Here is an 18700-nt window from a genome sequence, read left to right as displayed (position 1 = left end):
CGGCCCGGGAGGCGTCCGTAGGGTGGTGCCATGGGAACCGCTCTGATCACGGGCGCGTCTTCGGGCCTCGGCCTGGAGTTCGCCTGGCAGCTGGCCACGGCGAAGCACGACGTGGTCCTGGTGGCCCGCGACGAGGAACGCCTGGCGCGCCTTGCGGGGCAGCTGGAGGCGGCCGCCGGCATCCACGCCGAGGTGATCGTCGCGGACCTGTCGAACCGTGCCGACGTCGAGCGGGTGGCCGAGCGGTTGCGGTCCGACGAGCGTCCGGTCGGCCTGCTGGTGAACAACGCGGGGCTCGGGCTGAACCAGCAGTTCGTCGGCGGCGACCTGGCGCGCGAGGAGGCCGCGCTCGCGGTCATGGTGGACGCCGTGCTCGTCCTGTCGCACGCGGCGGCGAGCGCGATGGTGGCGCGCGGTCGCGGGGCGATCCTCAACGTCGCCTCGGTCGCCGCGCTGCTTGCGTCCGGCACCTACTCCGCGCACAAGGCCTGGGTGCGCTCGTTCACCGAGGGTCTTGCCGTCGAGCTGGCGGACACCGGCGTCACCGCGACCGCCCTGTGCCCCGGGTTCGTGCACACCGAGTTCCACGCGCGCGGCGCGATCGACGTGTCGGCCTACCCGGAGATCGCCTGGCTGAACGCGGAGGACGTGGTGGCCAAGGGGCTCGCCGACGTCCGCCGCGGGGTCGTGATCTCCACCCCGAGCGTCCGCTACCGCCTCGCATCGGCGGTGGTCCGGGTCAGCCCGCGGTCGGCGATCCGCCGGTTCGGCCGCTACCGCAAGGCGATCGAGGGGCGCTGAGCCGGTAGCCTGGCCGCCGTGACGCAGACCCCCCGCGAGCAGCTGCTCGACCTCATCAAGGACCTCGCCGTCGTACACGGGAAGGTCACGCTCTCGTCGGGGCGCGAGGCCGACTACTACGTGGACCTGCGTCGCGTGACGCTGCACCACCGGGCGGCCCCGTTGATCGGGCACCTGATGCTCGACCGGCTGGAGGAGGTCGGTCTGGGCACCGCCGAGATCGACGCCGTCGGCGGGCTGACGCTCGGTGCGGACCCCGTCGCGACGAGCCTCCTGCACGCCGCCGCGTCGCGTGGCCAGGACCTGGACGCGTTCGTGGTGCGCAAGGAGGCCAAGGCGCACGGCATGCAGCGCCGGATCGAGGGCCCGGACATCGCGGGACGTCGCGTGGTGGTCCTGGAGGACACCTCGACCACCGGCGGCTCGCCGATCGCGGCGGTCGAGGCGGCCCGGGAGGTCGGCGCCGACGTGCGCGGCGTCGCCGTGATCGTCGACCGGGCGACCGGGGCGCAGGCCAAGATCGAGGCCCTCGGCGTGCCCTACCACTACCTCTTCAGCCTGTCCGACCTCGGCCTGGACTGACGGCCCCGAGCCGAACCGTCCGACGCCCTGGGCGGGCATCGGGGTCCACCCACCTTGGCGTCGTGGGCGGCCTGCTGAGCGCCGTCGTGCGGTCCGCCACGCGCGCCACGTGCGGCGTGACGACGGGTTCGATCCTCTGACGACGAGCGCCTGACCGATACCATCGCTCCACCGACATCCCAGGAGGCAAAGACGTGTCCGCTCCAGTCATCGTCCTGATCGTGATCGTCGTGATCGTCGTGATCCTGCTGCTCTGGTTCGTCGGGATGTACAACGGTCTGGTCCGACTGCGGAACCTGGTGCAGGAGGCGTGGCGGCAGATCGACGTCGAGCTGAACCGTCGCCACGACCTGATCCCGAACCTCGTCGAGTCCGTGAAGGGCTACGCGGCCCACGAGCGCGGTGTCTTCGACGAGGTCGCCCGAGCCCGCGCCGCCGCCGCCGCGCCGGGCTCCGGACCCGCCGAGCAGGCGCAGCAGGAGAATCAGCTGACCCAGGCGCTCGGACGGCTGTTCGCGGTCGCCGAGGCCTACCCGGTCCTGCGCGCCAGCGAGAACTTCCAGCAGCTGCAGGCCGAGCTGACCAACACCGAGGACCGCATCGCCGCCGGGCGCCGGTTCTACAACGCGAACGTGCGGACGCTGAACACGAAGGTCGAGTCGTTCCCGTCCAACATCGTCGCGGGGATGTTCCACTTCGAGCGCGCCGAGTACTTCGAGGCCGAGGACCCGCAGGTGCGTCAGGCGCCGACCGTCAGCTTCTGAGGCCTCAGGGCAGATCGAGAAGGCAGTTGTGCACGTCGCGGGCCGGCTGCGCGTTCACAACTGCCTTCTCGACGCGGGCTCAGGGCGGGCCGGCTGAGATCTGACCGGGAGGTCAGGGCCAGCGCGCCACAGGTGCAGCTACCACCGGCCCCACTCCGCGATCGGCAAGGCCGCACCCATCACCAGGTTGAACAACCTGCCTGGGCATCACACCTAGATGCGCGCCACGAGGTCCTGGACCGAGTCGACGATCTCGCTGGGCCGGAACGGGAACCGCTCCACCTCCGCGCGCGAGGTCGACCCGGAGAGCACGAGGAACGTCCGCAGGCCGGCCTCGATGCCCGCGACCACGTCGGTGTCCATCCGGTCGCCGACCATGACGGTGGTCTCGGAGTGGGCGTCGATCCGGTTCAGCGCGCTGCGGATCATCATGGGGTTCGGCTTGCCGACGAAGTACGGCTGCCGCCCGGTGGCCGCGGAGATCATGGCCGCGACCGCACCCGTCGCGGGCAGGTCGCCCTCGCGGCTCGGGCCGGTCACGTCGGGGTTCGTGGCGATGAACCGCGCGCCGCCCTGGATCAGCCGGACGGCCTGCGTGATGGCCTCGAACGAGTAGGTCCGCGTCTCGCCCAGCACGACGAAGTCCGGGTCCGTGCCCGTCAGGGTGTAGCCGGCCTCGTACAGCGCCGTGGTCAGGCCCGCCTCGCCGATCACGTAGGCGGAACCGCCCGGCATCTGGTCGGTGAGGAACTGTGCCGTGGCGAGCGCCGACGTCCAGATCGCGTCCTCGGGCAGGTCGATCCCGGAGGCGACCAGCCGGGCCCGCAGGTCCCGCGGCGTGAAGATCGAGTTGTTGGTGAGCACCAGGAACGGCCGACCGCCGTCGCGCAGCGCGCGGACGAACTCGGCGGCCCCGGGGATCGCGGTGCCCTCGTGCACGAGGACCCCGTCCATGTCCGACAGCCACGACCGGATCTCACGGGGGCCGTGGTGCGTCATTCGCCGAAGGCCTTCTTCTCGACGGCGGTGCGCTCGGACGGCTCGTCGTGGTGCTCGTCCCTCGTGGAGGCGACCCCGAGCCCCTTCTTGGCTCGCCGACGCTTGCGCCAGACCTCGACGATGATCGGCAGCACCGAGAAGAACACCACGAGGATGAGCAGCGACTCGATGTGGGAGGCGATGAACGAGATGTTGCCCAGCAGGTACCCGAGGAACGTCACGCCACCGGCCCACAGCACCACGCCGAGCAGGTTCCACAGGGCGAAGGTCCGGTACCGCATCTTGCCGACACCGGCCGCGACCGAGGCGTACGTGCGCACGAACGGCACGAACTGCGCGACGACCAGCGTGCGACCGCCGTACCTGTCGAAGTAGGCGTACGTCTGGTCGATGTACTTCTGCTTGAAGAACCGGGAGTCCGGCTTGGCGAACACCTTCGGGCCGGCGGTCCGACCGATCAGGTACCCGGTCTGGGTCCCGGCGTATGCCGCGAGGATCATCAACCCCATGAGCGGCGCGATGCCGATCTTGACGTGGAGCTGGTCCTGCGCCACCAGCGCACCGGCGGTGAACAGCAGGGAGTCGCCCGGCAGGATCGGGAACAGCAGGCCCACCTCGACGAAGATCACGGCCATGACGCCGAGCAGCACCCACGTGCCGAACGAGTCGATCAGGTACTGGGCGTTCAGGTAGTCGGTGATGGACGCGTGCACCGGGCCCAGTGCGAGGGCAGCGTTCGTCAGCATGCGCCCAGAGTACGGGGCCCTTCCTGAGCAAAGGGTGAGTGCTGGAGCCGTCTACGGTTGCGGCTGTGGACGAGCAACCCGCGGAGGTCGGCGTCGGACCGTGGACCGGCCAGAGGCCCACCGACCCGCGCTACGACGCGGAGCTGTTGACCCACGGCGACCGCCGCAACGTCGTCGACCGCTACCGGTACTGGACGCTCGAGGCGATCGTCGCCGACCTGGACACGCGTCGGCACCCGTTCCACGTGGCCATCGAGAACTGGGCGCACGACCTCAACATCGGGTCGGTCGTGCGCACGGCCAACGCGTTCCTGGCGGCGGAGGTGCACATCGTCGGCAACCGTCGCTGGAACCGGCGCGGAGCCATGGTCACCGACCGCTACCAGCACGTCCGACACCACCCGACGGTGGACGACCTGCTGGTGTGGGCGTCGTCGAACGGCCTCCCGGTCCTCGGCATCGACAACCTGCCGGGCTCGGTCCCGTTGGAGGGCTACCCGCTCCCGGAGGCGTGCGTGCTGCTGTTCGGGCAGGAGTCCGTCGGGCTCTCCGACGAGGCCCGTGCCGCCGCCGTGGACGTCCTGCACATCGCCCAGTTCGGCTCGACGCGCTCGATCAACGCGGGCGCCGCGGCCGCGATCGCGATGCACGCGTGGATCTCTCAGCACGCCCAGGTGTGACGCACGGACCTGTCCACGGGACGTTCGGCCCCGGCGGCGCTACGGGCTCTCGTGCCAGAATCACTGCGATAACCCCCTTTCTAGCGCGCAGGAGATGCTGCAGATGGCCATCGCCACCCCCGAGGTCTACGCCGAGATGATCGACCGGGCGAAGGCGGGCAAGTTCGCCTACCCGGCCGTGAACATCACGTCCTCCCAGTCCGTCATCGCCGCCCTGCAGGGCTTCGCCGAGGCCGGCTCGGACGGGATCCTCCAGGTCTCCGTCGGCGGCGCGGAGTACGCGTCCGGCTCGACGGTCAAGGACCGCGTCTCGGGCTCGCTCGCGCTCGCCGCCTACGCGACCGAGGTGGCCAAGGGCTACCCGATCACGGTCGCGCTGCACACGGACCACTGCGCCAAGCAGAACCTCGAGTCCTGGGTGCGCCCGCTGCTGGCCCTCGAGATCGAGCAGGTCAAGGCCGGCAAGCTTGCCCACGTTCCAGTCCCACATGTGGGACGGCTCCTCCGTGCCGCTCGACGAGAACCTGGTCATCGCCGAGGAGTTCCTCGAGCTGTCCGTCGCGGCCCGCACCATCCTCGAGATCGAGGTCGGCGTGGTCGGTGGCGAGGAGGACGGCCACACCGCCGAGATCAACGACAAGCTCTACACGACCGTCGAGGACGGCCTGGCCACGGTCAAGGCGCTCGGCTCTGGCGAGAAGGGTCGCTACCTGACGGCCCTCACGTTCGGCAACGTGCACGGCGTCTACAAGCCGGGTGCCGTCAACTTCGTCCGTCGATCCTCGCGGACATCCAGAAGGCCGTCGGCGACGCGATCGGCGTGGCCAACCCGTTCGACCTGGTGTTCCACGGCGGCTCCGGCTCCACCGCGGCCGAGATCACCGAGGCCGTCGACAACGGCGTCATCAAGATGAACATCGACACGGACACCCAGTACGCGTTCACGCGCCCGGTGGTCACGCACATGTTCCAGAACTACGACGGCGTGCTCAAGGTCGACGGCGAGGTGGGCAACAAGAAGGCCTACGACCCGCGCGCCTGGGGCAAGCTGGCCGAGGCCGGCATGGCCGCGCGTCTCGTCGAGGCCGCACAGCAGCTCCGCTCGGCCGGTCAGTCGCTCAGCGCCTGACGTCCAACTGGCTGATCGACGAGGGCCGCTCCGAGATGGGGCGGCCCTTCGTCATTCCCCGACGGGCTGGAAGTCGGCCTCGTCGTCGCTCTCGACGACGTCCAGCAGCTCGCCGATGCGCGTGACCTCGAGCAGGAACTTCACGTGCGGGGGGACGCGGATCATCCGGACGCGGTGCTGGGACCGGATCGACAGGCGGGCCAGGAACGCGACGCCGGAGGAGTCCATGAACGTGACGTGGTGGGCGTCGACCTCGATGGGCAGGCCGATCTGCTCGGCCTCTGCGGTGGCCTCCTGGAGGCGGCACCGAGGTCGGCGTCGACCTCGCCCGACAGCACGATGCGCGTCGATTCGGCGCCGACGATGACGTGCACCGCGCCCGGCTCGCCCGCGATCCCTGGGCCGGAGGCCTCCGCAGGCCCGTCGGGGATCGTGCTGTTACCGTCGCGCACGGCGCTCCTTCGGTGTCGGGCATCCGGACAGACGCCGCGTTCTCGACGACCGACCTGACCGGAACGCTAGACGATCGGAGGTGGTGGTGGTCAATCCCCCCGAGCCTGCGATACCCGATCGCGCGCTCGCCGACCTGCGCGAGCGGGCACTGCGGGCGACCGCCGTGCCGATCGCGCTACTGGACGCGGCCGAGCCGGGCCTGCCGGTGGTCTGGGTCAACGAGGCGTTCGAGAAGGTCACGGGTTACGGCCTCACCGAGGCCCGGCGTCGCCAGGAGGCCGTCATCGGGGACTCCGCGCTGGCGCCACCGGACGTCGGCGAGATCCGGGCGGCGATCGCCGCCGGCCGGGAGATCTCGCAGACGCTCACGCTGCGCCGGGCCGACGGGTCGATGCTCGCGTGCCGCGCGGTGCTCTCTCCGGTGCGGTCGGCGGACGCGCTCACGCACTGGGTGGTCGCCCTGCAGGACCTCACCGACCAGCTCACGCACGACGCCGAGCAGGCCGCCCTGGTCGAGGCCGAGCGTCGCGAGCGGCGCAGCCTCGGCCTCATCGCGCAGGTGTCCGACCTGCTGATGGACGTCGACGACCCGCACGCGCTGCGCGAGATCGCGGCGATCCTGCGGCGGTCGGTGGTCCGCTGGGCGCAGTTCTACCTCGACGACGGCGGCTTGCGGCCGACCGACGGGATCGTGTCGGGGCAGGTGCTGACCGGTCGAGGTCCCCGGCACCGCAACGTGCTGCGGCCGCGCGGGCACGACGCGGTCCAGCTGCTCCTCGACGGCCAGAACGACCGACCGTTCGACCTCGCCGTGGACGGCTCCTACGCGGCGGGCAGCGCCTCTGACTGGCTCGCCCGGCACGTCGTCGACCAGCTGGAGTCGCTCTCGGCCGACGACGACCACGCCCCGCTGCCGCAGGACGGAGGGGTGGTCGTCTTCCCCCTGCCCGGACGTCGTCGCGTGCTCGGGGTCCTCGTCGTCCTCGTCGTGGGGGGCCTGCGCGGGCTCGAACCGCAGGCGCGGACCGTGCTGGAGCTGACGGCCCGACGCGTCGGCCTGGTCGTGGACAACGCCCGCCTCTACGAGCGCGAGCACCGGCTGGCCGAGACCTTGCAACGGGCGATGCTGCCTGAGCAGGCGGAGGTCGACGGCCTGGACGTGTGGACGTACTACGCGCCCAACTCCGAGAACGCGCAGGTGGGCGGGGACTGGTACGACGTCCTCCAGGTGTCCACCGACGTGGTCGGCGTGGTGATCGGCGACGTTGTCGGGCACGACGTCGAGGCGGCCGCCGCCATGGGCCAGCTGCGGTCGGTGGTCCGCTCGTACATGTTCGACATCACGGCCCCGGGGCCGGTGCTCGAGCGAGTCGACCAGCTGGTCGCCGGCATGCGCGTCCCTCGCCCTGCCGGTCTCGTCCTGTCCACCCTGACGCGGTCCGACGGGTCCTGGGAGATGCACTACTCGCGGGCCGGCCACCTGCCGGCGCTCCTCGTCCGCGACGGCGCGGTGACGGCGCTGGACGACGCATCCGGCGCGCTCATCGGGTTCGGCGGCAAGCCGCGGACCACGGGTTCCGCCCGGCTGCGACCCGGTGACGTGCTGCTCTACTACACCGACGGCCTGATCGAACGGCGTGACCGCGGGCTTCGCGACGGGCTCGCTGCGCTCTCCTCGGTGGCCGCCGGGATCACCGCGCGCGACGCCGCCGGGGTGGGCGAGGAGCTGCTGTCCCGGCTGGCCGACCACCCCGAGGACGATGTCGCCGTCGTCGTCGTGCGTGTCCCGTCGGCGCAGGACAGCTCGTCACAGGTCCGCAGCCCTCGGCGCCGCCGGTGGTCGCTGCCCAGCGAGCCCGCGTCGATCGGGCGCGCCCGGCACGCGGTCGTGCGGACCTGCCAGGCGTGGGGCATCCCCGACTCGGCTAACGCCGAGCTGGTGGTCTCGGAGCTCGTCGCCAACGCGGTGCTGCACGGCTACGGTCACGTCTCCCTGCAGCTGTACGACACCGGCGACGGCCTGCGCATCGAGGTCGAGGACGCCAACCCGACCCCGCCGGTGGCCACCGACGGGCATCCCGGGCGGGTGGGCGGGTTCGGCATGCAGATCGTGGAACGGCTGGCCGACTGGGGTTGGCGACAGTCGCGCGGCGGCAAGCCGTGTGGGCCAAGGTCCGCCCCGCACCGCTCCCGCCCTCGTCCTGACGGCAGCCGCGGGGGGCCAGGACGTCAGGCCGGGGTCGAGGCGCCGTCCGGGCGGCGGAAGCCGGAGTCGTTCGACCCGTTCTCGCAGTGGTGGTCGGAGTCGATCCGGAACAGGTCCAGCGCCCCGCAGATCTCGATGACGAACAGGTCCCGCTGGTCGGCGCCGCGCAGGACCGTCGCGCCGCCGCGCTTGCGGTTGGAGTCGGCGAGGCTGATGAGGAACGCGGCCCCGGTCGAGTCCATGAAGCTGACCTCGCACATGTCGACCACGAGCAGCTGGTGCCGCAGCCCGACCACGCGCGCGGCGATCTCCGGGAACTGGTCGCGTTCGGCCAGGTCGAGGTCGCCGGCGACCGTGAGGGTCGTCGTCGTGGAGGATGTCGAGATCTCGATCATCGGTCCGCCCGTCGTCGGGAGGCAGCGTGCGAGGGGTGCGCGCTGGAGGTGATGCCCTGCATGCCGAACGCTGGTCCAGGTCGGCGGGTCGACTGTAATCGCGGTCCCTCGCGCACGCACCCGGAATGGGAGACTGACCGCATGAGCCACGAGAACCTGCTGGACGGACCCGCGCCCACGCTCCTCCCCGCGGACGGTGCGGACGCGGACGCCCGCGACGCGCTGACCTCGGGTTCCAGCCCGCACGAGGCCGTGCCGGCCGCCCCGGCGTCGTCACTGCTCTGGGCCCTGCTGGCCGAGCACGCGCTCGCCGACGAGGGTGACCCGGTGGCGGCCTACGCCTACGCCCGGACGGGCTACCACCGTGGCCTGGACGCACTGCGCCGCGCCGGCTGGCGCGGGCGTGGTCCGGTCCCGGTCGACCACCAGCCCAACCAGGGCTTCCTGCGTGCCCTGCTCGCGCTGGCGGAGGCCGCCGAGGCTATCGAGGAGTCCGAGGAGTCCGAGCGCTGCCTGCAGTTCCTGGTCGACTGCGGCACGTCCGACGACGAGGTCGCCGCCCTCCGCTGAGCGCCCGGACCTTCCGACCGATCGGGTCAGCCGGCGGACTGGACATGACCAGTTCTTGACGGTCCGGTACCCTCTCGGAGGTACTGGGTCCCTGTCGCCCGGTGCCCGGGTCCCGTGCAAGCGCCGCGTCGAAGCAGACTGACGTGGTCTCCGCCGTGCCACCCGCAGCACAGGCAGGTGGGAGTTGATCCGTATGCCGGCCGTCGTGGTGCTCGGTGCCCAGTGGGGCGACGAGGGCAAGGGCAAGGCGACCGACCAGCTCGGTGCGCGCACCGACATCGTGGTGAAGTTCAACGGCGGCAACAACGCCGGGCACACCGTGGTGATCAACGGCGAGAAGTACGCGCTGCACCTGCTGCCGTCGGGCATCCTGTCGCCGGGCGTCGTCCCGGTGATCGGCAACGGTGTCGTCGTCGACATCGACGTGCTGTTCCAGGAGATCGACGCCATCGAGGCGCGCGGTCACGACACGTCGTCGCTGGTCGTCTCGTCGGCCGCGCACGTCATCGCCCCGTACAACCGCACGCTCGACAAGGTCACCGAGCGGTTCCTGGGCAAGCGGCGCATCGGCACGACCGGTCGCGGCATCGGCCCGGCGTACTCCGACAAGATCAACCGCGTCGGCATCCGCGTCCAGGACCTGTTCGACGAGAAGATCCTCACGGAGAAGATCGAGGGCGCGCTCGACCAGAAGAACCACCTGCTGGTCAAGGTGTACAACCGCCGCGCGATCACCGTCGACGAGACCCTCGAGGACCTGCTGCGGCACGCCGACCGCCTCAAGCCGCTGGTCGGTGACACCCCGCTGCTGCTCAACACGGCGCTCGACCAGGGCAAGACGGTGGTCTTCGAGGCCGGCCAGGCCACGATGCTCGACATCGACCACGGCACCTACCCGTTCGTGACGTCGTCGTCCGCGACGGCCGGCGGAGCCTGCACGGGCTCGGGGGTCGGCCCGACGAGGATCGACCGCGTGGTCGCCGTCGCGAAGGCGTACACGACGCGCGTGGGCGAGGGCCCGTTCCCCACCGAGCTGCTCGACGCCGACGGCGAGTGGCTGCGGCAGACCGGCGGCGAGTTCGGCACGACCACGGGCCGCCCGCGCCGCTGCGGCTGGTACGACGCCGTCGTGGTCCGCTACGCCAGCCGCATCAACGGCCTGACGGACCTCGTCGTCACCAAGCTCGACGTGCTGACCGGCAAGGACAAGATCCCGGTCGCTGTGGCTTACGACGTCAACGGCCGGCGTTTCGACGAGATGCCCGACGACCAGTCGGACTTCCACCACGCGACGCCGATCTACGAGTACCTCGACGGTTGGACCGAGGACATCTCGCAGGCCCGCGAGTTCGACGACCTTCCGGTCAACGCCCAGCGGTACCTGCTGCGGCTCGAGGAGATCTCGGGCGCACGGATCAGCTCGATCGGCGTCGGCCCCGGCCGCGAGGCCACGATCATCCGCCACGAGCTGCTCAGCTGACGGGGTCGCTCGCCACGCGGGCGTGCAGGTGCATGTCGTGCCAGCCGTCCGCGTGGAGGCCGTCCCCGCGCTTGGTGCCCTCGAGCCGGAACCCGGCGCGCGTGGCCACGGCGCACGATGCGGGGTTGCCCACCGAGTGGAGGATCTCGACGCGATGCAGGCCGATCACGTCGAAGCCCCACGCCGCGACCTTGCGGACGGCGGTGGTCGCGAGCGCGGGGCCACGCGCGGCCGGCAGCACCCAGTACGAGGCTCGGACGCGCCCTCGTCCAGGTCGAACGACCGGAGGCTGATCTGGCCGAGCGGCTCGTCGTCGACCGTGATCGCCCAGCCCGCGCCGGTCTCGTCGTCCCACCGGCCCGCCCAGGACGCCACCCACACGGCGGCCTCGTCGAGGCTCATCGACCGGTCGTGCCACCGCCTGATGTCGGGATCCGAGTAGGCGGAAGCCACGGTCGCGGCATCCGACGCCCGCCACGGCCGGAGCGCGAGCCGGTCGGTGTCGAGCACAGGCTGCGTCAGGCGCCGGATGCTGCCGAGTGGGATCGCGGGTCGGGTGAGCCGGGGCACGCGGTCAGTATGCCGATGCTCAGACGGTGGCGGGATCCTTGTGCTCCACGGGGAGCTCGAGGTCCGCGAGCATGTCCTGGCGGACCACCGTGATCGGGTAGGCGACCGCCAGCGCGCACAGAGCGGTGGCGCCGACGAACACGGTGGGCAGCCCCCGCTGCTCGGCCACGAAGCCGCCGAGCAGGGCGCCGAGCGGCATGAGCCCGTAGCCGAGCGTGCGGCTGGCGCCGGTGACGCGGCCGAGCATTCCGGGCGCCACCATCCGCTGACGCATCGCCTGCGAGAGCACGTTGCCGATCGTGTTGGTGAACCCCAGGGCGAGGAACGCGACGGCGATGGCACCGACGTTCGGGGCGAGTACCGGGACGAGCAGCAGGAGCGTGTTGATCGTCCAGCACCCCAGCAGCAGGCGGACCTCGGTGACGTGCCGGCCGATCGCCTCCGCGAGCACCGACCCCAGCACCGCACCGGCCGCCAGGAAGGCGATGACCAGCGGGTACTGCGACGGCGTCAGCCCCACGTGCGAGCCCGGCCCGACCATCCAGAGCACGAAGACCGCGAAGTAGGCCGCGCTCGCCATGTTCATCACCGACCCCGCGACGAGCAGCGGTCGGAGCACGGGGTGGTGGACGAGGAACCGCACGCCCTCGCGCACCTCGACCAGCGCGTGCTCCCGGACCGCGGCCGCGTGCCGGTACCGCCCGGGAACCCGGGTGGCGACGAGGGCGAGGGCCCCGACGGCGAGTGCGGCCGGCAGCCCGAACACCCAACCCGCACCGAGCGCGAGCACGGCACCGGCTACGGGGGCGCCGACGAACGCCGCGGCTACCTGCTGCGCGGCCAGCGTGCGCCCGTTGGCGGCCTCCAGGCGCGAGCGCGGCACGAGGTCCGGGACCAGCGCGGACGCTGCGAGGTCCACGAACACGTCGGTGACGCCGTAGGCCAGCACGAGCACGGTGAGCGCGGCCATCGACATGTAGCCGGTGAGCATGATCGCGACCGCCGCCCCGAACAGGACGGCGCGGGCCCCGAGGCCGATCAGCTCGGTCCGTCGGCGATCGGTGCGGTCCACGACGACGCCCGCGGCGAGCCCGAGCAGCAGCCAGGGGAGCCAAGCGGCGGCCGTCAGGAGCGCGATGAGGCCGGGGGAGCGCGTGAGCGTCAGGGCGTAGAGCGGGACGCCGGTCTGCACGATGCCGTCGCCGAGGTTGGCCAGCGCGGTCGCCGTCAGGTGGGCGGTGAACCGGCGACCCAGGGGTTCGGCCATGCACTGCTCCCGCTACGATCGAAGAGATTGTTCTGCAAAGACAACTCTGCAAAGGTATCTCTGCGAATGACAGACGGCAACACCGAGCGCCAACCGCTCTTCCGCGAGCCTGCGATCGGTCCCGAGGCGCTCAAGGCCTTTGCGCATCCGCTGCGCATGGCGATGTACAACTACCTGTCCGAGCACGGTTCGGCCACGGCCAGCCAGCTCGGACGGCACCTCGGCGAGAGCAGCGGGCAGACCAGCTACCACCTGCGCCAGCTGGAGCGCCACGGGTTCGTCGAGGACGACCCGGCGCACCCGCGAGGCCGCGACCGGTGGTGGCGCGCGGTCGGGTTCAGCATCGACGGCCGCGAGATGCTGACCGACCCGGGCACGTCGCTCGCCGCGCGGGCGCTGGTCCAGGGGGTCGTCGCGGAGCGCGCCCAGGTGCTGAACCGCTGGCTGAGCACCCCCGAGGACGACCCTGCGTGGCTGGCGGCGTCGTTGATGGACCGCTCCACGGCCGACCTCACCGCGGCCGAGCTGCACGACCTGGTGCTGGAGATGCAGACCGTCATGAGCACGCACCTCGACCGGGCCAAGGCCCTGCGCGAGGCGGGGGACACCGCGGGTCGTCGACGGATCCGGGTCTACCTCGACGCGCTGCCGCTGCCGCTCGACGACGAACAGCCCGCCGGGGCTCGGTAGGCTCACCCCCCGTGAAGATCCTCGTCGTCGGCACCGGCGCCCGTGAGCACGCCCTGGTGCGCGCGCTCTCCCTCGACCCCACGGTGACCGAGCTGCACGCCGCCCCAGGCAACCCGGGGATCGGCGCGCTTGCGCAGCTGCACCCGGTCGACCAGCTCGACGGCAACGCGGTCGCCGACCTCGCGCGCCGGGTAGGCGCCGACCTCGTCGTCGTCGGGCCCGAGGCCCCGCTGGTCGCCGGGGTCGCGGACGCCGTGCGCGCCGCGGGGATCGCCGCGTTCGGCCCGTCGGCCGCGGCCGCGCAGCTCGAGGGCTCCAAGGCGTTCGCCAAGGACGTCATGGCCGCCGCGGGCGTCCCGACCGCCGAACCCCGGGTCGCGACGACGATCGACGAGGCGTCGGCCGGCCTCGACGCCTTCGGGGCGCCGTACGTGGTCAAGGACGACGGGTTGGCCGCAGGCAAGGGGGTCGTCGTCACGAACGACCGCGCCGAGGCCCTCGCGCACGCCGCGGAGTGCCTGGCCAAGCCCGGCAGCCGCGTGGTCATCGAGGACTACCTCGACGGCCCGGAGATCTCGCTGTTCGTCCTGTCCGACGGCGTGGACGCGGTGCCGCTCGTGCCCGCGCAGGACTTCAAGCGCGTGCGCGACGGCGACGAGGGACCCAACACGGGCGGCATGGGTGCGTACTCACCGCTGCCGTGGGCGCCCCTGGACCTCGTCGACGAGGTCATGGCCCGCGTCGCCCGACCGACGATCGCCGAGATGGCCCGCCGCGGCACGCCGTTCGCCGGGGTGCTCTACGTCGGCCTCGCCATGACGAGCAAGGGCCTGCGGGTCGTCGAGTTCAACGCGCGCTTCGGCGACCCCGAGACGCAGGTGGTCCTGCCGCGTCTGGCCACGCCGCTCGGGGGCGTCCTGTATGCCGCGGCGACGGGCACGCTGGGCGCGCTGCCGTCGCTGGAGTGGCGCGACGCCTCTGCGGTGACCGTCGTGATCGCCTCGGGCGGCTACCCCGGCGCAGTCCGCTCGGGCCAACCGATCACGGGGATCGAGGACGCCGAGGCCCTGCCGGGCGTGCACGTCCTGCACGCCGGGACGGCCACTGACGACGACCGGCACCTCGTGTCCTCGGGTGGCCGCGTGCTCTCCGTCGTCGGCGTCGGATCGAACCTTGCCCTGGCAAGGGCGGCGGCCTACGCAGGGGTGAACCAGATCGACCTGCCGCACGCGCACCACCGCAACGACATCGCGGCCTCGGCCGGCGACGGCCCCCTGGTCTAGCGGCCGTCGATCACCCGGCGCGCGTCCCGCGCCACCTCGGCGGGGTCGCGGCCGGCGGAGTCGATCACGGTGGCCCCAGGCCAGGGCGCCAGCGCGCTCGTCGAGACGTCCACCCAGGCCGGCTGGACGTGCCCCGGGATGTCCGCGACGCGCTCCTCGACCCTGCGCCGGTGCTCGGCCGGGTCGGAGCACACGAGCAGCAGCTCGACGAGGGTCGCGCAGGTCTCGCGCGCTACCGCGTGCCAGCCCGCCTGGCTCTCCGCCACCGGGTTCACGCAGTCGGCGACCACGGCCAGCCCGAGGGCCAGGTTGTCGCGGGCGATGCCGGCGGCGGCCGTGTAGCCGACCTCGGCGGCCGCGTCCACGCCGAGGGACGACTGCACGACGGCCTGCTCGATCGTGTCGATCCGCAGGTGCACGGCGCCGAGGTCCCGAGCCAGGAGTCGGGCGAGCGTCGTCTTCCCGGTTCCTGGCAACCCGCCGAGGACCACGAGCAGGGGCGGGCGTGTCATGTGGGGCAGTATCGCCTCATGGGCGAATTCGTGTACGGCAGCGGCGCGTGGGGCGGCGACCCGGCGATCACGCCGAGCCTCCGGATCGAGGTGCGCGACGGCGACATCGCCGACGTGGAGTACGCCCCGGCACCCGAGGGTCTGGGTCGCTTCTACCTGGGCTTCCAGCCACGGGACTTCTTCGACGACCCGGCCGAGTCGGCGCCGGTCGACCTCGCCGCCGAGGCGGAGGCGTTCGCCGAGTGGGCGCTGCTGGTGGGTGCCGTGGACGTCGAGGCCAAGCACGTGCGGCGCCTGCTGGCCGAGGAGCACGTCGACGAGCCCGCGGACACGTTCGTCGAGGAGACGGTCGAACGGCTCGTGCGGCTGGTCGGGCTGCCGATCCCCGACGGTCTCGAGGGCGGCGCCGACCTGCTGTAGCCGTCAGCCGGCGGCCCGGACCTTGGCCACGGCGGTCGCGACGAGCTGGTCGAGCACGGCCTCGTCTATCAAGGTGCGGCCGGTGGCGATGATCGTGACCGAGACGCGCCCGACGATCACGACGACCTGGTGGGACTCTGCCGCGGTCTGCCCACCGACCGTGGCGTACGAATGGAGAGCCACGCTCTGCTCACCCAGCTCTGGCCCCGGCGTCTCGCTGAGGTGCTCCGTCATCGTCACGACCGAGTCGGTGACCGTGAACGTGGGGCAGCCGGCCACGTAGGCATGAACCGTGTCGATGGTCCTGGTCGCCGCGTCGTCGTGCCAGGACGTGACCAGCTCGATCACGAGGTGCTGGTCGGTGGTGATGAACCGGGTGCTGTCGGTCACGTCGCTCGCGGTCGGGCTGTCGGCTGTGGCGAGGTCCCGGCAGCTGGCCGGTTCGAACGTCGCAGAGTCGAGCCGCTCCCCGGCCTCGTTCGAGTCGTTCGTGTTGACCGGCTGCGTCCAGCCGGCTGGCACGTCGGTCGGCGCGAGCAGCGCCGCCTCGACCTGGTCGGCGTTCAGGGTGAGCCCCGATGACCCGGCGTCGACCAGCTCGGCTACGGGGACCGGGGTCATGCCGGGCAGCGGGGGCGGTGCCGGAGCGCCGCCGGGCTGGGCCGCGCAGGCCGAGACGAGCAGCATGGCCCCGACGAGACCGACGACGACCCCGGACGACCTCGCGCAGCGCATCCTCTCGGAACGGCATCCAGCCGGTCGTCCGTGATGGGCCGTTAGGGTGACCGGCGGTGAGTACGCCACACTTGTCCGCGTGACTGCTGAGCTGCCCGGGTGGACCCACACGTACTCCGGCAAGGTCCGGGACCTGTACGTCCCGACCAGCCCGTCCGACCTCGGTGACGTCGTGCTCGTCGTCGCCAGCGACCGGGTCTCGGCCTACGACCACGTGCTCAGCCCCGGCATCCCGGGCAAGGGGATCGTGCTCACCGCGCTGAGCCTGTGGTGGTTCGAGCAGCTGGCCGACCTGGTGCCCAACCACGTGGTCTCGACCGACGTCCCGACCGAGGTGACCGGCCGCGCGATGATCTGCCGACGGCTCGAGATGTTCCCCGTCGAGTGCGTCGTGCGCGGGTACCTGACCGGGTCGGGCCTGGCCGAGTACGAGGCCTCCGGGCAGGTCACCGGGATCGAGCTGCCGCCCGGTCTCGTGGACGGCTCGCGGCTGCCGTCGCCGATCTTCACGCCCGCCACCAAGGCCGCCTTGGGCGACCACGACGAGAACGTGCCGTTCTCGGCCGTCGCCGAAACGGTCGGCCTCGACGCCGCCGAGGCCCTGCGTGACCTCACGCTCGCCGTCTACGCGCGGGCCGAGCGGATCGCGCGGGCGAAGGGCGTGATCCTCGCCGACACCAAGCTCGAGTTCGGCACCGACCCGGTCTCCGGTGCGATCACCCTCGGCGACGAGGTGCTGACGCCCGACTCCTCGCGCTTCTGGCCCGCCGACGCCTGGGAGCCCGGGCACGCGCAGCCGAGCTTCGACAAGCAGTTCGTCCGCGACTGGCTCACCTCGCCCGCGTCCGGGTGGGACCGCCGCTCGGACGCGCCGCCGCCGGTGCTTCCGCAGGACGTCGTCCGGCGCACGCGCGACCGGTACCTCGAGGCCTTCGAGCGGCTCACCGGGACCGCGCTGGCTCTGTAGCGGCATGCCGACCGTCCTGCGCTCCGCGCGCCTCGTAGGAGCGGGCCCGGCCACGGTCGACGTCCTGCTGCGCGACGGCCGCGTCGCGGCGGTCGGACCCGCCGTGGACGTCCCCGGCGCCGAGGCCGTCGACCTCGACGGTCGCTGGCTGATGTCCGGCCTCTGGGACGCGCACGTGCACCTGACCCAGTGGGCGCTGGGCCGCCGACGTCTCGACGTGTCCGCGGCGTCCTCCGCCGCCCACGCGGTCGCGCTCGTCGAGACGCGCCTGGCCGAGGCACCACCGCCCGCCGGGACGGCGCTCGTCGGGTTCGGGTTCCGGGACGGCCTGTGGCCCGACGCCCCGACGTCCGCGCTGCTCGACGAGGTCGTCGGGGACGTGCCCGTGGTCCTCGCCTCGGGCGACCTGCACTGCGCCTGGGTGTCGAGCGCCGGCCTGCGCTTCCTCGGCGCCGCCGCCCACCCGACCGGGCTGCTGCGCGAGTCCGAGTGGCTGTCGATCTCGGGGGCGGTCGACCACGTGCCGGACGCCGTCGCCGACGAGACTCGTGCACGACGCCACGCTCGCGGCCGCGGCCCGCGGTGTCGTCGGCGTCGTCGACTACGAGATCGCCGACAACCTCGACGTCTGGCGTCGTCGGGTGGCGGCCCGGCCGCTGAACCTGCGGGTGCGGGCCGGTGTCTGGGAGGACTACCTCGACCGCGTGGTGCGCGAGGACCTGCACACGTTCGACCGCGTCGGAGCGCTGGTCGAGCAGGGGCCGCTGAAGGTCATCACTGACGGTTCGCTGAACACCCGCACCGCCTACTGTCACGACCCCTACCCCGGGACCGTCTCGCACGGCGTCCTGTCGGTGGCGCCCGACCGGCTGGTGCCGCTGATGGCGCACGCCACCCGGCACGGCCTGCGGTGCGCGATCCACGCGATCGGCGACGCGGCGAACGACCTCGCGCTGGACGCGTTCGCCGCGTCCGGCGCCGCCGGGTCGATCGAGCACGCCCAGCTCCTGTCGGCGTCGGCCGTCGAGCGGTTCGCCGCGCTCGGTGTCACCGCGAGCGTGCAGCCCGAGCACGCCATGGACGACCGCGACGTCGCGGACCTGCACTGGGCCGGGCGCACCGACCGGTCGTTCCGCCTGGCCGACCTGGACCGGGCCGGGGTCCGGCTCGCTCTCGGCTCCGACGCCCCCGTGGCGCCCCTCGACCCGTGGGTCGCGCTGGACGCGGCCGTCACCCGCTCCCGCGACGGCCGGACGCCGTGGCATCCCGAGCAGGCGCTCGACCGACGCGTCGCGTTGACCTCGTCGGTCGACGGGCGCGAGCTCGCGCCGTCGGTCGGCGCGCCGGCGGACCTCGTGGTCCTCGACGCCGACCCGCTGACCGCCCCGCTGCGCGGGCTCCCGGTGGCCGGGACGCTCGTGGCCGGGCGCTGGACGCACCAGACTCTGTGA

General features: G+C 72.3%; 18 protein-coding genes and 4 pseudogenes. 14 read left to right on the top strand and 8 right to left on the bottom strand.

From position 1 onward, the window contains the following. Positions 1-30: 30 nt before the first annotated feature. The 3 genes from AC38ZX_RS18735 to AC38ZX_RS18725 all read left to right on the top strand — a co-directional run bounded on the left by AC38ZX_RS18735 (position 31) and on the right by AC38ZX_RS18725 (position 2147). Entirely contained in the window at positions 31-801 is a 771-nt protein-coding gene (locus tag AC38ZX_RS18735) for an SDR family NAD(P)-dependent oxidoreductase (RefSeq protein ID WP_491295461.1), read from the top strand. A 9-nt stretch (positions 802-810) separates the two neighbouring features. Beyond that, entirely contained in the window at positions 811-1383 is a 573-nt protein-coding gene (gene pyrE, locus AC38ZX_RS18730; protein WP_426596004.1) for an orotate phosphoribosyltransferase, read from the top strand. A gap of 194 nt (positions 1384-1577) precedes the next feature. Next, positions 1578-2147, top strand: a complete 570-nt coding sequence (locus tag AC38ZX_RS18725) for a LemA family protein (protein WP_491295460.1) — start codon at positions 1578-1580, stop codon at positions 2145-2147. 213 nt (positions 2148-2360) lie between these two features. On the opposite strand, the gene AC38ZX_RS18720 is transcribed toward AC38ZX_RS18725, so the two are convergent. Together AC38ZX_RS18720 and AC38ZX_RS18715 are read right to left on the bottom strand one after the other, a co-directional pair. Next, positions 2361-3146: an HAD-IIA family hydrolase gene (locus AC38ZX_RS18720; protein ID WP_426593291.1), complete on the bottom strand. Its 786-nt coding sequence runs from the start codon at positions 3144-3146 to the stop codon at positions 2361-2363. Then, on the bottom strand, positions 3143-3892 hold the full coding sequence (locus tag AC38ZX_RS18715) for a VTT domain-containing protein (RefSeq protein ID WP_426593290.1): 750 nt from the start codon (positions 3890-3892) through the stop codon (positions 3143-3145). Before AC38ZX_RS18715 ends, AC38ZX_RS18720 begins: the two co-directional genes overlap by 4 nt. A gap of 65 nt (positions 3893-3957) precedes the next feature. Here AC38ZX_RS18715 and AC38ZX_RS18710 point away from each other — a divergent pair, with 65 nt between their 5' ends. Both AC38ZX_RS18710 and fbaA read left to right on the top strand, forming a co-directional pair. Next, positions 3958-4572, top strand: a complete 615-nt coding sequence (locus AC38ZX_RS18710) for a TrmH family RNA methyltransferase (protein ID WP_426593289.1) — start codon at positions 3958-3960, stop codon at positions 4570-4572. Positions 4573-4675: 103 nt separating this feature from the next. Then, positions 4676-5701: pseudogene (gene fbaA, locus AC38ZX_RS18705) on the top strand (class II fructose-bisphosphate aldolase). A 51-nt stretch (positions 5702-5752) separates the two neighbouring features. Here fbaA and AC38ZX_RS18700 read toward each other — a convergent pair. Continuing rightward, positions 5753-5959 (bottom strand): STAS domain-containing protein, encoded by a 207-nt coding sequence (locus tag AC38ZX_RS18700; RefSeq protein WP_491297486.1) that lies wholly within the window; start codon positions 5957-5959, stop codon positions 5753-5755. A 274-nt stretch (positions 5960-6233) separates the two neighbouring features. On the opposite strand from AC38ZX_RS18700, the pseudogene AC38ZX_RS18695 reads away from it, so the two are divergent. Beyond that, positions 6234-8222 (top strand): annotated as a pseudogene (locus AC38ZX_RS18695) (ATP-binding SpoIIE family protein phosphatase); the annotation flags it as partial. 161 nt (positions 8223-8383) lie between these two features. Here AC38ZX_RS18695 and AC38ZX_RS18690 read toward each other — a convergent pair. Then, on the bottom strand, positions 8384-8755 hold the full coding sequence (locus AC38ZX_RS18690) for an STAS domain-containing protein (protein WP_426593285.1): 372 nt from the start codon (positions 8753-8755) through the stop codon (positions 8384-8386). Positions 8756-8896: 141 nt separating this feature from the next. Between AC38ZX_RS18690 and AC38ZX_RS18685 the strand changes: the two genes are divergently transcribed. Both AC38ZX_RS18685 and AC38ZX_RS18680 read left to right on the top strand, forming a co-directional pair. Continuing rightward, positions 8897-9325, top strand: coding sequence for a DUF3151 domain-containing protein (locus tag AC38ZX_RS18685; RefSeq protein WP_491295459.1), 429 nt, complete (start codon positions 8897-8899; stop codon positions 9323-9325). Positions 9326-9518: 193 nt separating this feature from the next. Then, positions 9519-10805, top strand: a complete 1287-nt coding sequence (locus tag AC38ZX_RS18680) for an adenylosuccinate synthase (RefSeq protein WP_426593283.1) — start codon at positions 9519-9521, stop codon at positions 10803-10805. Here the strand turns inward: AC38ZX_RS18680 and AC38ZX_RS18675 are convergent. After that, positions 10798-11258 (bottom strand): annotated as a pseudogene (locus AC38ZX_RS18675) (GNAT family N-acetyltransferase). The gene AC38ZX_RS18680 and the pseudogene AC38ZX_RS18675 overlap by 8 nt on opposite strands. 136 nt (positions 11259-11394) lie before the next feature. Beyond that, positions 11395-12642, bottom strand: coding sequence for an MFS transporter (locus AC38ZX_RS18670; RefSeq protein WP_491295458.1), 1248 nt, complete (start codon positions 12640-12642; stop codon positions 11395-11397). Between the two features lie 66 nt (positions 12643-12708). On the opposite strand from AC38ZX_RS18670, the gene AC38ZX_RS18665 reads away from it, so the two are divergent. Together AC38ZX_RS18665 and purD are read left to right on the top strand one after the other, a co-directional pair. Continuing rightward, positions 12709-13332, top strand: coding sequence for a helix-turn-helix domain-containing protein (locus AC38ZX_RS18665; RefSeq protein ID WP_426593281.1), 624 nt, complete (start codon positions 12709-12711; stop codon positions 13330-13332). 11 nt (positions 13333-13343) lie between these two features. Next, positions 13344-14615 (top strand): phosphoribosylamine--glycine ligase, encoded by a 1272-nt coding sequence (gene purD, locus AC38ZX_RS18660; protein WP_426593280.1) that lies wholly within the window; start codon positions 13344-13346, stop codon positions 14613-14615. On the opposite strand, the gene AC38ZX_RS18655 is transcribed toward purD, so the two are convergent. Continuing rightward, positions 14612-15127, bottom strand: a complete 516-nt coding sequence (locus AC38ZX_RS18655) for a P-loop nucleotide/nucleoside kinase family protein (RefSeq protein ID WP_426593279.1) — start codon at positions 15125-15127, stop codon at positions 14612-14614. The genes purD and AC38ZX_RS18655 overlap by 4 nt on opposite strands. A gap of 18 nt (positions 15128-15145) precedes the next feature. Here AC38ZX_RS18655 and AC38ZX_RS18650 point away from each other — a divergent pair, with 18 nt between their 5' ends. Beyond that, the gene (locus AC38ZX_RS18650; protein WP_426593278.1) at positions 15146-15547 is read left to right on the top strand and encodes a hypothetical protein; all 402 of its coding nucleotides are present in this window, start codon (positions 15146-15148) and stop codon (positions 15545-15547) included. 3 nt (positions 15548-15550) lie between these two features. On the opposite strand, the gene AC38ZX_RS18645 is transcribed toward AC38ZX_RS18650, so the two are convergent. After that, complete coding sequence (locus AC38ZX_RS18645) at positions 15551-16234, bottom strand: hypothetical protein (protein WP_426593277.1); 684 nt, start codon at positions 16232-16234, stop codon at positions 15551-15553. Between the two features lie 127 nt (positions 16235-16361). On the opposite strand from AC38ZX_RS18645, the gene AC38ZX_RS18640 reads away from it, so the two are divergent. From AC38ZX_RS18640 to AC38ZX_RS18630, 3 genes and pseudogenes are all read left to right on the top strand, one after another. Next, entirely contained in the window at positions 16362-17249 is an 888-nt protein-coding gene (locus tag AC38ZX_RS18640) for a phosphoribosylaminoimidazolesuccinocarboxamide synthase (protein ID WP_426593276.1), read from the top strand. Positions 17250-17253: 4 nt separating this feature from the next. After that, positions 17254-17745, top strand: a pseudogene (locus tag AC38ZX_RS18635) (amidohydrolase family protein); the annotation flags it as partial. A gap of 52 nt (positions 17746-17797) precedes the next feature. Then, complete coding sequence (locus AC38ZX_RS18630) at positions 17798-18700, top strand: amidohydrolase family protein (protein WP_491295457.1); 903 nt, start codon at positions 17798-17800, stop codon at positions 18698-18700.

It is taken from the genome of Cellulomonas sp. McL0606, assembly GCF_058248365.1.
Note: the sequence above shows the minus strand (reverse complement) of the source record. Positions and strands in the feature narration are given on the sequence as shown.

Excerpts from the sequence above, each read along its gene's own strand:
- AC38ZX_RS18665 (WP_426593281.1), top strand. The coding sequence starts at position 12,709 with ATGACAGACGGCAACACCGAGCGCCAACCGCTCTTCCGCGAGCCTGCG.
- AC38ZX_RS18670 (WP_491295458.1), bottom strand. The coding sequence starts at position 12,642 with ATGGCCGAACCCCTGGGTCGCCGGTTCACCGCCCACCTGACGGCGACC.
- AC38ZX_RS18685 (WP_491295459.1), top strand. The coding sequence starts at position 8,897 with ATGAGCCACGAGAACCTGCTGGACGGACCCGCGCCCACGCTCCTCCCC.
- AC38ZX_RS18720 (WP_426593291.1), bottom strand. The coding sequence starts at position 3,146 with ATGACGCACCACGGCCCCCGTGAGATCCGGTCGTGGCTGTCGGACATG.
- AC38ZX_RS18650 (WP_426593278.1), top strand. The coding sequence starts at position 15,146 with ATGGGCGAATTCGTGTACGGCAGCGGCGCGTGGGGCGGCGACCCGGCG.
- AC38ZX_RS18735 (WP_491295461.1), top strand. The coding sequence starts at position 31 with ATGGGAACCGCTCTGATCACGGGCGCGTCTTCGGGCCTCGGCCTGGAG.
- AC38ZX_RS18715 (WP_426593290.1), bottom strand. The coding sequence starts at position 3,892 with ATGCTGACGAACGCTGCCCTCGCACTGGGCCCGGTGCACGCGTCCATC.
- AC38ZX_RS18680 (WP_426593283.1), top strand. The coding sequence starts at position 9,519 with ATGCCGGCCGTCGTGGTGCTCGGTGCCCAGTGGGGCGACGAGGGCAAG.
- AC38ZX_RS18655 (WP_426593279.1), bottom strand. The coding sequence starts at position 15,127 with ATGACACGCCCGCCCCTGCTCGTGGTCCTCGGCGGGTTGCCAGGAACC.
- AC38ZX_RS18690 (WP_426593285.1), bottom strand. The coding sequence starts at position 8,755 with ATGATCGAGATCTCGACATCCTCCACGACGACGACCCTCACGGTCGCC.
- AC38ZX_RS18645 (WP_426593277.1), bottom strand. The coding sequence starts at position 16,234 with ATGCTGCTCGTCTCGGCCTGCGCGGCCCAGCCCGGCGGCGCTCCGGCA.